Raw genomic sequence first — 12,575 nt, 5'->3', positions numbered from 1 at the left:
AGGGGCTTTCATTTCACATCCATCTTTCTCTTTATCTGAGTGATCAGCTGTTTCAATCGACTCGCTTTCCTGTAGTCTTCGTTCTTTATGGCTTCCTTCAATTTTCGCTCAAGAAACGCTATCTTCCTTTCGTTCAGAAGGACTTCCCTTTCCTGTGGATGCCATTTTCCAAACATCTGCTCCATCACATAGACAGGAATCTCTACGAAAACAGCCATTTCATCTTCAAAAACATGTCTTCCTTTTTTGAGGGTCTCGTCCGGAACACCAGCAATCTTTCTGAGAGGCACGCTGTTTCTCAGAACTTCGACTACACATTTTTTGCAGTAAGAGATCTTTTTCTCTACACCATCGAAATCTATTTGATAGAAATAGGAAGCTTTTTGACCACATTTCATGCATCTCATACTCTCACCTCTAAAGAGTTGTAAACGGACATTGCCTTGTCTATTCCTTCGTTAAGAATTGTCACCAGTGCATTTCTGGAAAGCTCAAAGACTTTCTGAAGTACTTTGAATTCCTCTTCTGAAAATTCTCCCAGAACGAAGTCCACCAAATTCATTCCCTCTGGTTTCTCTCCTATTCCGATTCTTATGCGCTTTATCTCCTGTGTTCCGAGTGCCTGAATTATCGACTTCATTCCGTTGTGTCCACCATCTGAACCTTTCTTTCTGATCCTGATCTTTCCAAGCTTCAGACTCACATCGTCGTACACTACTATTATATCATCCACGTTCACTCGAAAGAAACGCATTATATAAGGCATAGCAACACCGCTGAGATTCATGTAAGTCAGCGGTTTCACAAGTACAATTTCGTGGCCATCCAGTTCTGTCTTGTTCCACTCGAAAAATTTTTCCGACTTCCAGCCTTTGCTTTTCAAGTAATCCAGAAAAAGGAAACCCACGTTATGCCTCGTGAAGGCATAACGTGGGCCTGGGTTTCCCAGCCCCACAACGACCATTTACTCTTCTTCCTCTTCTTCCTTCCTCTTTATTACTTCCGGTTCTGCTACTTCTTCTTCTACTTCTTCTTCCTCGATGGATACTTCTTTAGGAACAAGGATGGATACCACTGCTTCTTCATCTTCCAGAAGACATTTCACACCCTCTGGGAGCTTCAGATCCCTTGCGTGGATCACATCTCCAAGATCCAGTGAAGAAACATCCACTTCTATCTCCTGTGGTACCCTGTCGGGGTCTGTTTCAACGGGGATCTCTTCATGGTAGACTTCAAGGAAGCCACCTTTTTCCACACCGACGGGTTTTCCTACCACTTTGAGAGGAACGTTGATCCTCATCCTGTGACCCTTGACGGGTTCATAAAAATCCACGTGGACGATCGCTTCGGAGACCTTGTCTCTCTGGATCATCTTCAAGAACACGGTCTTCTCAGACACGGTCCTTTCCTCATCATCCTTGATAACCAGACGAATGGGAGTGGTTTCGGTTATCGTGTGGAAGACCTTTTCAAGCAGCGATCTTTTTATCTTCACGGGAATAGGATCCGTTGCGGGTCCGTACACAACGGCTGGTACTTCTCCTCTTCTTCTGAGGCGCTTTGCTTCTCTTTTGCCCTTCGGTGTTCTCAATCTGACCTCTAGACTTACCATCTTTTCTCCCTCCTGTAGGTCTTCATCTGAAGAGTATGCTCACCGACAGATGCTTTCTGATCCTCATGATAGCTTCTCCTATCAGGTTTGCCACTGAGATAACCTTAACCTTTTCAGGCAGCCTTTCATGGTAAATGGTATCCGTTATGTAGACGGTGTCTATCGGGGAATTCTCTATTCTCTCGAGGGCGTTCTCCGAGAACACCCCGTGTGTTGCACAGGCGATGATCTTTTTCGCACCGGCTTTCTTCAAAGCCTCAGCACCCTTCACTATCGAATGGGCAGTATCTATTATATCATCAAAAAGGATAACTACCTTGTCCTTCACTTCTCCTATTATGTTTACAACCTCCGCCACGTTGTCACTCGGTCTTCTTTTGTCAAGTATGGCAAGGGATGTTTTCAGTCGTTCTGCCATTCTTCTTGCCCTTCTCACTCCACCCACATCTGGAGACACAACCACCGTCTCTTCGGGGACTATCTCCTCTCTTTTTTGCAGTTCTTCTGCAAACACAGGATAACTCCACAGATTGTCAACCGGTATGTCGAAGAATCCCTGAATCTGTTCTGCGTGAAGATCGACCGTGAGAACTCGCGTTGCTCCAGCCACCGTGATCAAATTTGCCACCAGTTTGGCACTTATCGGGTCTCTTCCCTTTGCTTTTCTGTCTTGCCTTGCGTATCCATAGTAAGGAATAACGACGGCTATCGTGTTGGCTGAAGCCCTCTTGAACGCATCGATCATGATGAGAAGTTCCATCAAGTTTTCGTTGACCGGGGGAGATGTGGATTGAATGAGGAATATGTCATGGCCTCTCACTGTCTCGTTTATTCGGACGTTTATCTCCCCATCAGCGAACCTGCCAACCTCGCAGTCACCGAGCTGAAGATTCAGGTACCTTGCTATCTTCTCTGCAAGAGGCTTGTTAGAATTTCCAGCAAAAACCTTCATCTCGTTTGAAAAAGACATATCATTCCTCCTTTCTCTTCAGTACCCACCCTTCTTTCACGATCTGGCGGGCTCTTCCCAGACCCAGAGAGTATGGAGGAACGTCTTCTGTGATCACAGATCCGGCTCCTATGAGGGCTCCCTTTCCTATACGAACAGGTGCCACCAGTGATGTGTTGCTTCCTATGAAGGTTTCGTCTTCGATGAAAGTGGGGTTTTTCCTCTTTCCATCGTAGTTGCACGTGATGGTGCCGGCTCCTATGTTCACGTTCATTCCAACATAAGCATCCCCTATGTAACTGAGATGCTGGGCCTTCGTTCCCTCTCCAATTGTACTTTTTTTGATTTCAACAAAATTTCCGATTTTTGACGATTTCTTCAAAACGGTTCCCTCTCTCAGCCTTGCGAAAGGTCCAACGGAAACATCGTCCTCTATCACGCTTTTGAAGCACTCTGAGCGCATTATTTTTACGTTGTTCCCCACTTCGCAGTCCACGATGCGGCTCAAGGGGCCTATTTCGCAGCCTTCACCTATTCTCGTTTTCCCTTCTATGAAGGTCATGGGATATACAATCGTGTCCATCCCAATCTCCACCGAATAATGTATGTATGTGGTGTTCGGATCCAGTATCGTAACACCGTTTTCGAGAAGTTCTTCTATTTTTCTTCTTCTCAGCTGATCTTCAAGCCAGACCAGGGTTTTCCTTGTGTTCACTCCTGTGATCTCCAGAGGATCTGCTGTTCTGACAACCCGAACATTCTCAGCGAGGTTCACCGCATCTGTGAGGTAGTACTCTCCTTTCGCATTGTCGTTCTTGATCTTTGGAAGCACTTCCAAGAGAAACTCACCAGAAAAGACGTAAAAACCCGTGTTGATCGTTTTGATTCCTTTCAGATTCTCCGGAAGATCCACTTCCTCTATTATCCTGTATCTTCCCCCGTCCCCCACAACCCGACCGTATCCAGAAGGATCCTCCACGTCTGCCACAAGGATCGTGACATCCGCTCCTTTTCTGTGTTCTTCGATCATCCTCTTGAGGGTGTTTTCACTTATCAGTGGGACATCCCCGTATAGGATGATAACATCATCGTCTGGTTCTAAAAAACTTCTTGCACACATCACAGCGTGTGCTGTTCCCAGTTGCTCTTCCTGGATGAAAATCCTAACCCATTCTGGAAGGTGTTTTCTGACCTTTTCTGCTTCAAAACCGAGAACAACACCAACTTCCTGGGCCACCTTCCCCGCCGTATCGACCACCCATTCTATCATGGATTTGCCGGAGAGTCTGTGTAGAACTTTCGGTATTCTGGACTTCATCCTTGTTCCCTTTCCGGCAGCCAGGATGAGCGCCTTCATGGTTTCACCTCTCAAAACCAGTTTTTCTTTTCAATATCCAGTTCGTTCAGTTCTCCCTTCAAGAATCCTTCGATCTCTTCTTTTGTTATCTCGTCCTCCACGAACACCCTCTTTTCCCTGGGGAAAGTCTCGAAAACGTGATGAACAATCGGCTTTTGTGAGATCTCCATGGCAAACAGTATCATCTGAAGCGCCTCGTGAATTTCCTCATCTGAGTATTTCTTTCTGAGATAGTGAATGTGTTTTTCCATGAGATCGAAGATGTCTTCCTGAGATTCCTCAAGGACGTTCAGTATATCATCCAGAGCACTCACACTCTCTCCTCCAGCATCTTTTTGAACTCAAGCGCGTTCATCGCCGCCTGCCCCCTATAGCAGTTGTTGAAAAAAACATACGTTTCCTTCACCTTCTGAGATACACTCAGTACATCGTTCAAGAAAGAACTCAACTCTTCACGGCTGTACAGATAATTGTACCGTTCTTCACCTTCCGCTTCAAACCAGCGCTCGTTCCTCCCATGGAATCTGAAGTAAGCATAATCCGTTGTCACGATGGGTCTGTAAGGAAACAGACCCGGAATCTTCGGTGCGTCCACTATCACAAAGGTTATCTTCTGTTCCTTCAAGAAGTGATACACATCGTCTCTGTCCCAGGAACTGTGGCGAAATTCGCACGCAAGATGATATGGAAATCTCTCATTCAACCGCTTCAGATACTCCAGATTGCCGGAAGAATATTTGAACGAAAACGGAAACTGGGCAAGGGTCATCTTCAACCTTCCCTCTTCGATGAGTGGTTTCAACTCCTCCGCGAAGCTTTCAATCTCGTCTTTCGGATCTTTTCCCTCTTTCCAGAGCACATGCGTCACGTTTCCCGGAAGCTTTACGGTAAAATAGAAATCGGAAGGGGTCTTTCTCAACATTTGCACAAAAGAGCGCCACGATGGTCGTGTATAATATGTGAAGTTCAACTCGACTATTCTAAACCCGAGTACTGCCCAGTAATATTTTAAAAACTGAGAGGGTTTCAGATGCTCAGGATACACTACTCCTTTCCAATCTTCAAAGGAAAAACCACTCGTTCCCACATAAACCATCCGTTCTTTCCCCTTCTGGAAGAATACTTCAATATGTATTGTACAACACACATGGAGGAATGAAAGATGAAAAAACTCGTGTTTGAACATCTCGATGAAGAAAAACTCAAAAGACTGGCTGAGGTGATGACAGGGGCATTGAAGGGAGGAGAGGTAGTTGTACTGTCAGGTGAACTCGGCGCAGGAAAGACGACGTTTGTGAGGGGAATGGTCAGGGCGATTGGACTGGATGAATCCATCGTGAGGAGTCCTACCTTCACGCTCATGAACGTTTATCCCGGAGCGAAGACGATATACCACCTTGATCTTTACAGGGTGAAGGATCCCGAGTTTCTCCTTCTCGATGTTGAAGACGTGCTGGAGAGTGAAGAAGGAGTGCTGGTTGTGGAATGGGGAGACCTGTTTGAAAACTTCTGGCCAGAAGATGCGATAAAGGTGAAGATCGAGGTGGCGGATGAACTTTCCAGGAACGTTGAAATCTCAATACCTGAGGAGGTGAACTATCTTGTCGAAGCAGTCAAAAGAGGTGGAAAAGAGCTTCAAGGTTCTTGAAAAATACGCCAGACAGCAGGAGCGAGATATAGAGATTCCAGACAGCCTTCCCTGTATTCCTCTGAGAAACGGTCTGGGAGTCTTTCCGAACACCGTCGTTCCCTTTTACGTTGGAAGGGAAAAATCTCTCATTGCACTCGAAGAGGCGATGGAAAAATACAATAGACTTCTCTTTGTTGTCAACCAGATCGATCCGTCCGTTGAAAATCCAGGCCCTGAAGACCTCTACAGAGTTGGAACGATCGTCAAGGTTCTTCAGATAATGAAACTTCCCGACGACACCTTCAAAGTGTTGGTTGAGGGACTGGAACGAGCCCGCGTGGAGGATTTCATCTCCACAGAACCTTTCTTTTTGGTGAGACTTGAGGTTTTGAAGGTGAAATACCGGAAGACGAAAAAATTGGAAGCACTGATGCGTAGTGTGAAGGACAAGGCGATCAGGTACTTCAACCTAACCAGGAAGTTTCCACAGGAAACCCTCGTCACGTTGAAGGAAATGCAGGATCCAGACAGGCTGGCTGATTTTGTGGCCTCCATTCTACCCGTTCCCCTTGAGACAAAGCAAGAACTCCTTGAAACGGTCCATCCCTTGCATCGCCTCGAAAAGGTCCTCTCCATTCTGGTGAAGGAAATAGAGATACTGGAAATAGAAGAGGAGATAGAAAAGAAGGTAAAAGACAGGATAGAAAAGACACAGAGAGAGTACGTCCTGCGCGAAAAACTCAGGGCCATAAAAGAGGAACTGGGGGCGGAAGAAGAGGTAGAGATCAGGGAACTCTACGAAAAAGTTGAAAAGGGCGACTATCCAGAGTACGTGAAAGAGAAAGCAGTGAAAGAAATCCAGAGACTGGAGAAGATGTCCCCCTACAGTGCTGAGGCCACCGTTGTGAGGACCTATCTGGACTGGTTGCTGAACCTTCCCTGGAACGTTACAACGGAAGACAGAATAGACGTGAAAGAGGCAAGAAAGATTCTGGACAGGAATCACTACGGCCTGGAAGAGGTGAAAGAGAGGATCCTGGAGTACCTCGTTGCAAGGAAATTTTCAAAGAATCTCAAGGCACCGATTCTGTGTCTTGTCGGGCCTCCAGGTGTTGGAAAGACTTCCCTTGGAAGAACCATAGCCGAGGCCATGGGAAGAAGATTCGGAAGAATGTCCCTTGGAGGGCTGAGGGATGAAGCCGAGATAAAGGGGCATCGCCGAACCTACGTTGGTGCCATGCCCGGAAGAATCATCCAGATAATCAGAAGAGTTGGAACGAAAAACCCGGTCATCCTGCTGGACGAAGTGGACAAGATGGGTATCAGTTTCCAGGGAGATCCTGCCTCGGCACTTCTCGAAGTTCTCGATCCAGAGCAGAACAAAGATTTTGTGGATCACTACCTTGAGATACCGTTTGACCTTTCTCAGGTCCTCTTCATCACAACAGCGAACGTACTCCACACGATCCCACCGGCCCTCAGAGACAGGATGGAGATCATAGAGATACCGGGATACTCTGATCCGGAAAAGTACCACATCGCAAAGGATTACATCGTTCCACGAATCGCAAACCAGTATGGTCTGTCACGGATAGAATTCACCCCCGGTGCGATCAAGAAGATCATAAGGGAATACACAAAAGAAGCGGGTGTGAGAAATCTGGAAAGGATCATAGAAAAGGTTGTAAGAAAAAGTCTTGTAAAAAAAGAGAGGAAACATCTGAAAATAGGAACAAAGGACGTGGAGGAACTACTTGGTCCGGCTGTCTACAGAGCGGAAGACGTGCTGGAAGAAGATACGGTTGGGGCTGTCACCGGGCTTGCCTGGACACCAGCAGGTGGAAGTGTTTTGATCGTGGAAAGTCTTCTTGTTCCGGGCAAAGGAAACCTCATACTGACAGGTTACATGGGAGACGTCATGAAAGAATCCGCTAAAATCGCTCTCAGTGTGGTGAGAAAAATGTGCGGAGAAGAATGCAGGGATGTTTTCGAAAAAAACGACATACACATACATGTTCCCGAAGGTGCCGTGCCAAAGGATGGACCTTCAGCAGGTATTACCATCACCGTGGCTCTATACTCTGCCGTCACAGGGAAAAAAGTGAAAAAAGACGTGGCGATGACGGGAGAGATCACCTTAAGAGGAAAGATACTTCCGGTTGGAGGAATCAGAGAAAAACTCCTCGCAGCAAAGAGAGCAGGGATAAAAAAGGTGATCCTTCCAGAGCGCAACAGACCAGACGTTGAAAAAATACCAAAGGAGTATTTGAACGGACTGGAAATCGTGTTCTGTAGGGAAATAACGGATGTTCTGAAGGAGGCAGTGCTCGGGTGAAAAAAGACGTGTTCTACGTGGTCGTTTTGACGGTATTTGCACTTCTTTTCACCATCACGTACTTTTCTTACAGGACACTCAACGAAAGGGTTGAGTACACCGAAAAACTGGTGAAGGCTTACGAACTCTACATATTTTCCGATTACGAAAAATTCGCTGATTACGTCGAAAAAGAAGGACTTAAAATAGAGGGAATGGACCTTCTAAAAGAGAAAAAAGCACGATCTCTTCTTGCAGAGGCAAAGGATCTGTACAAACTTGCCAATTACGGAGAGGCCCTTGTTCTGTTCGAAAAGGTATCGAATCTGACAGAAAACGAAGAGATCAAGAAAATAGTAGATTTCTACGTAGAAGAGTGCAAGAAAAAACTGGCGGGTGATTGAATTGGAAGAACTGAAGATCCTCCACACCGCAGACTGGCATTTTGGTCTCACTTCCTGGAGCAGTTCAAAACCCAGGGACCGTAGAGCCGAAATAAATGAAGCGCTGGATAGGGTGATCGAAGAGGCAAGGAAAGAAGGTGTGGATCTTTTCCTGGTGGCAGGGGATCTGCTTCACAACAGATCGAATCCCGGTGTCACCGCGATGAAAGATGTTATGGAGTACCTAAAGAAGATGCTGCAGATCGCACCGGTTGTGGTACTTCTGGGCAACCACGACTGGCGCGGCCTGACGGCGTTTGGAGACCTGCTTCAGGTTCTATCGGATGACCTTGTCTTTTTGAGATATCCAGAACCCGTGGATGTTGTTGCAGGAAGAGGTCAGAAAGTGAGGATCCTTCCCTTCCCATATCCAGAAGAATCGGAGGATCTCGAAGCGAAAATCTCCAGAGGAAGGGATTTCAGGCAGTGGCTTGAGAAGAAACTGGCAAAACTCAAAGAGGCGGGCAAAGAGGATTTTGCCGTGTTTGTGGGTCATTTCACGGTGGAAGGACTGGAGCCTTACGCGGGCGCTGAACAGGGAAGAGAAATCGTGATAAATCGAAACCTCATACCGTTCTTTGCTGACTATGTGGCTCTTGGGCATTTACATGGCTTTCATGTGGTTCAGGAACAACCGTTGATGATCTACTCTGGGTCTCCCATAAGACTGGATTTCGGTGAGGAAAAGGATGAAAAGGGTGCCGTGCTTGTGGTCGTGAAAAAAGGCAGCGAGCCTGTTTTCAGAAAAATTGACACCAACCCGCTTCCTCTGAAAACCCTCTTTTACAGAACACTGGACACATCGGCCAGAAGAGAAATAAAGGATTTCTGTCGGACCTTTCCCGGTTATGTGAGGATCACCTACGAAGAAGATCTCCTCAACATGGCCCACGAACTTCTGGGTGAGATCGACAACGTGGTAAAGGTGGAAAAAAGAATCGAAAAGGTGTTTCAAAGCGGTGTGGATGACGTGAGGGAGGAGATATCAAAACTGGACTTTTTTGAACTCTTCAAAGAATACGTGAAGACCCGCGTGAAAGATCATGAGAATCTCATAAAGCTCTTTGAGGAATTACTCGAAGAGGTGAAAGGGAATGAGACCTGAAAGGCTTGTGGCCAAAAATTTTCTCGGTTTGAAAAGCGTGGATATAAACTTCGAAAAGGGTATCACGATCATAGAGGGACCAAACGGAGCCGGAAAGTCTTCGATATTCGAAGCCATTTCCTTTGCGCTGTTTGGAGAGGGTATAAGGTACGGAAGAAACGTTTATGATTATGTGAACACAGAATCTCCAGAAAGAAGAGCACAGTTGATCTTCCGTTTTGAACGTGGAGGCAAAAGATATGAAGTCCTGAGAGAAATAGAATCTGGTGTGAGAAAGAAACATTCTGCTGTCCTCGTTGAAGTGCTCGAAGAAGGAAAGAAAGCAAGACAGGCGGTGAAGGTGGATGATGTAAGAAAAAAAATCGAAGAGATACTGGGGGTGGACTCCAGAACCTTTACAAAAACGATCTTTCTCCCACAGGGAAAGATCGACGAACTTCTAAAATCAACCCCCGGTGAGATATCAAGAATCATATCGGATGTCTTTCTGGACGAGGACATCCTGAAAAGGCTGGAAGACACCCTCAACAAAAAGATGAACGAACTGAACCAGGAAACCTCAGGTTACGAAAGACTTCTTTCAGAGATCATCAGTTACCTCGACAGGTACAGACTGGAAGATTTGAAGAAAAAACTCTCAGATCTGTTGAGTGAAAAGAAAAGACTTCTGGATGAAGAAGAAAAACTTCGAGGTGAAGAAAAAAGGCTGTCTTATCTTGTTGAACGATACCGGGAGATAGTGGAAAAGAAAGAAAGGCTGAAAAAACTTCTTCAGGAGAAGACGCGGCTGGAAGAAGAAGTGAAACAGGAAAGGAAAATAAAGAAGGCAAAGGAACTCAAGCCCATCTTTGAAGAGTTGCGCATCAGAGAAAGCAATCTAAAACGCATTTCCGATGAGATAAACAGATATGTAGAGCGCCTCAGAAAACTTCAAACAGAAAGAGAAAACGCATCAAAAAGGCTTTTGCTGTACGAAGAGGATCTTTCGCGCAAGAAAGAACAGGCCGAGAAACTTCGCCGTGGGTTGGAAGAGGCTGAGGAAATATTGGAGAGATCACGACCGATTCTGGAAAAGATGATCAGAACGCTTGAATCCATAAGGCAAGCAGAAGAAGAGGTGGAAAAACTTCACAAAGATCTGGAAGAAAAGAAAAGAGAACTTCTCCGCATTGAAGGTATAGTTGAAGAGAAAAAAACTGTTCTTGAAGAAACAAAGAAGAGCCTTGCTGAGTTGAAGAAGAACCATCTTGCATGGCTGGTGTATCAAATAGCCTCACAACTGAATGATGGAGACACATGCCCGGTATGTGGTGGAGAGTACCACGGTAAGGCAAAGGCAGTTGACTTCGATCGTGAACAGTTTGAAGAGATGGAAAAGAGAAAGTCTTCTCTGGAAAGCGAACTTGTGATCCTTGAAGAAAGAAAGAAAAGTCTTTCATCGGCCATCGAGGAAACAAAAGAATCTCTGATGAGCAGAGAAAAAGATCTGAGTGCACTGAAAAAAGAAAAAGAAAGGATGGAAGAAAATCTCAACCGGCTTGGTTACAGAGAAGGAATGGAAAGAACCCTCAAAGAAAGAAGAAGAGCTGTCGAAGAACTCGAAAAAGAGTGCAGGATTCTTTCAGAGAAAATAATCTCAGAGAGAACAAAGATCGAGCAGTTTGACGATCAGATCAGAAATATAATGGATGAGATGAAAGCAAAAAGAAGAGAACTTGAAGATTCAAAGGCAGAACTGTCCCATCTGAAGGAAGATTTCATGAAAAGATTAGAAGACGCAGGCCTAAACTTTGAAGAGTTCAGGACACTGGTGAACGAAGAACCAAAGAACGCAGAAGACAGGCTGAAAGCCGTTGAAACGGAGATCCGTCTTCTCGAAGAAGACATCGAAAAAGAAAAGGATCTGAGCCCGGAAATACTGGAAGAACACAAAAAGATTCTGGATCATCTTGAGAAAATAAAAGAAAAACTCTCCGAGTTGAACAGAGAAGAGGGCAGCATACGACACATACTGGAAGAGGTGAAAGCAAAAGAGGAAAAGAGAAAAGAACTGGAAAGCAAACTGCTCGAGTTGAAAAAAAGGCTCGAAGACTTCGGACTTTTGAAGCGGCTTCTTTTCCGGAAAGATGAATTCTATTCGTATTTCACAGAAAAGGTGCTCGAAGCTGTTCTGAAGCGAACAAATTCCTATCTGGAAGTGCTGACAAACGGTCGATTCGAAATAGATTTTGTTTCTGGCAAAGGATTTGTTATATACGATAGAGGGACAGAGAGAATGGCAAGTGGACTCTCTGGAGGGGAAAGTTCCCTTATAGCGATCTCTCTTGCGATGTCGCTGGCAGAAGTTGCTTCCGGAAGACTCGATGCATTTTTCATAGATGAAGGCTTTTCAAGCCTCGACACAGAAAACAAAGCAAAAGTTGCCTCCGTTTTGAAAGAATTGAAGAAACTAAACAAGGTGATCGTTCTGATAACGCACGACAGGGAATTTTCGAATGCCTTCGAAAGAAAACTGAGAATAGAGGAAGGAGTTGTTGTGTCGAATGAATGAGGAAAGGAGAAAAAAAGAAGAACTGATAGAGAGGATCATCAAAGAAAAGGGTGAAGAGGCTTTTCCAAAACTGATAGAACTACTGGAGGACGAGGATCCAGAGGTGAAAGAGATCGTCGCGGAGGTGTTCTACAGATTCGGAGACAGAGCGAGGGAATTTCTCTTCAACGAGATACAGAAAAGAAGAGAAAAGGGCTTTGAGAAGAACGACATCACGAACCTCTACATAGTGGATATCCTTGGAGATCTAGGAGAAAAGAGAATGAAAAACATCCTCTACGAACTCATGGAAAAATACGACTCAGAAGAGGCCCTGCTTGTGATATACGAAGCGCTGGCAAAGATAGGTGAGGGAGAGGTGTTCCTGCCGGAACTGGAGTACCTCATGTTCGAAGATTCCTACAGAAAAGAACTCTGCGAACAGGTGGCCATGGTCCTGGCACACATACCGAACGAGAGGTCTTTGAAGATACTCCTGAGGTCCCTGAAAAGCAACGAGTTTTCTGAAGATCAAAAAGAGTTCTTTAGAAAGGCAGTGGAGATGATACTGTACAAAAAGCCAGAACTTGCCTCACTCATAGACGAAAACGAAAGAAAGGAGCTGGGATTATAGT

General features: G+C 45.5%; 13 protein-coding genes. 6 read left to right on the top strand and 7 right to left on the bottom strand.

All coding sequences use genetic code 11. The annotated features are described in order from the left end of the window. Window positions 1-8 precede the first annotated feature (8 nt). From TRQ7_RS05495 to TRQ7_RS05465, 7 genes are read right to left on the bottom strand one after another with little or no spacing between them, the layout of a single operon-like run. Complete coding sequence (locus TRQ7_RS05495) at window positions 9-407, bottom strand: UvrB/UvrC motif-containing protein (protein ID WP_015919326.1); 399 nt, start codon at window positions 405-407, stop codon at window positions 9-11. Beyond that, window positions 404-964, bottom strand: a complete 561-nt coding sequence (gene pth, locus TRQ7_RS05490; RefSeq protein WP_015919325.1) for an aminoacyl-tRNA hydrolase — start codon at window positions 962-964, stop codon at window positions 404-406. Before pth ends, TRQ7_RS05495 begins: the two co-directional genes overlap by 4 nt. Continuing rightward, window positions 965-1,612, bottom strand: a complete 648-nt coding sequence (locus TRQ7_RS05485; protein WP_015919324.1) for a 50S ribosomal protein L25 — start codon at window positions 1,610-1,612, stop codon at window positions 965-967. It lies immediately after the preceding gene. 22 nt (window positions 1,613-1,634) lie between these two features. Next, entirely contained in the window at window positions 1,635-2,582 is a 948-nt protein-coding gene (locus tag TRQ7_RS05480; RefSeq protein WP_015919323.1) for a ribose-phosphate pyrophosphokinase, read from the bottom strand. A gap of 1 nt (window position 2,583) precedes the next feature. After that, window positions 2,584-3,918 (bottom strand): bifunctional UDP-N-acetylglucosamine diphosphorylase/glucosamine-1-phosphate N-acetyltransferase GlmU, encoded by a 1,335-nt coding sequence (glmU, locus tag TRQ7_RS05475; RefSeq protein WP_038067207.1) that lies wholly within the window; start codon window positions 3,916-3,918, stop codon window positions 2,584-2,586. Window positions 3,919-3,929: 11 nt separating this feature from the next. Further along, entirely contained in the window at window positions 3,930-4,232 is a 303-nt protein-coding gene (locus tag TRQ7_RS05470) for a hypothetical protein (RefSeq protein WP_015919321.1), read from the bottom strand. Further along, window positions 4,229-5,014: a DUF72 domain-containing protein gene (locus TRQ7_RS05465; RefSeq protein WP_038067203.1), complete on the bottom strand. Its 786-nt coding sequence runs from the start codon at window positions 5,012-5,014 to the stop codon at window positions 4,229-4,231. Before TRQ7_RS05465 ends, TRQ7_RS05470 begins: the two co-directional genes overlap by 4 nt. 66 nt (window positions 5,015-5,080) lie before the next feature. Here TRQ7_RS05465 and tsaE point away from each other — a divergent pair, with 66 nt between their 5' ends. From tsaE to TRQ7_RS05435, 6 genes are read left to right on the top strand one after another with little or no spacing between them, the layout of a single operon-like run. Continuing rightward, a complete protein-coding gene (gene tsaE / locus TRQ7_RS05460) occupies window positions 5,081-5,566 on the top strand; it encodes a tRNA (adenosine(37)-N6)-threonylcarbamoyltransferase complex ATPase subunit type 1 TsaE (protein ID WP_015919320.1) in 486 nt (161 codons plus the stop codon). Then, window positions 5,520-7,883: an endopeptidase La gene (lon, locus tag TRQ7_RS05455; protein WP_041844197.1), complete on the top strand. Its 2,364-nt coding sequence runs from the start codon at window positions 5,520-5,522 to the stop codon at window positions 7,881-7,883. The genes tsaE and lon overlap by 47 nt, the downstream gene beginning before the upstream one ends. Then, window positions 7,880-8,266, top strand: a complete 387-nt coding sequence (locus tag TRQ7_RS05450) for a hypothetical protein (protein WP_015919317.1) — start codon at window positions 7,880-7,882, stop codon at window positions 8,264-8,266. Before lon ends, TRQ7_RS05450 begins: the two co-directional genes overlap by 4 nt. Continuing rightward, window positions 8,259-9,410, top strand: coding sequence for an exonuclease SbcCD subunit D (locus TRQ7_RS05445; protein WP_144399097.1), 1,152 nt, complete (start codon window positions 8,259-8,261; stop codon window positions 9,408-9,410). The genes TRQ7_RS05450 and TRQ7_RS05445 overlap by 8 nt, the downstream gene beginning before the upstream one ends. Continuing rightward, complete coding sequence (locus TRQ7_RS05440) at window positions 9,400-11,961, top strand: SMC family ATPase (RefSeq protein WP_041844195.1); 2,562 nt, start codon at window positions 9,400-9,402, stop codon at window positions 11,959-11,961. The genes TRQ7_RS05445 and TRQ7_RS05440 overlap by 11 nt, the downstream gene beginning before the upstream one ends. Continuing rightward, the gene (locus tag TRQ7_RS05435; protein ID WP_041844194.1) at window positions 11,954-12,574 is read left to right on the top strand and encodes a hypothetical protein; all 621 of its coding nucleotides are present in this window, start codon (window positions 11,954-11,956) and stop codon (window positions 12,572-12,574) included. Before TRQ7_RS05440 ends, TRQ7_RS05435 begins: the two co-directional genes overlap by 8 nt. The last annotated feature ends 1 nt before the right edge of the window (window position 12,575 follow it).

The organism is Thermotoga sp. RQ7, from assembly GCF_000832145.1.
Classification (GTDB): domain Bacteria; phylum Thermotogota; class Thermotogae; order Thermotogales; family Thermotogaceae; genus Thermotoga; species Thermotoga neapolitana.
Note: the sequence above shows the minus strand (reverse complement) of the source record. Positions and strands in the feature narration are given on the sequence as shown.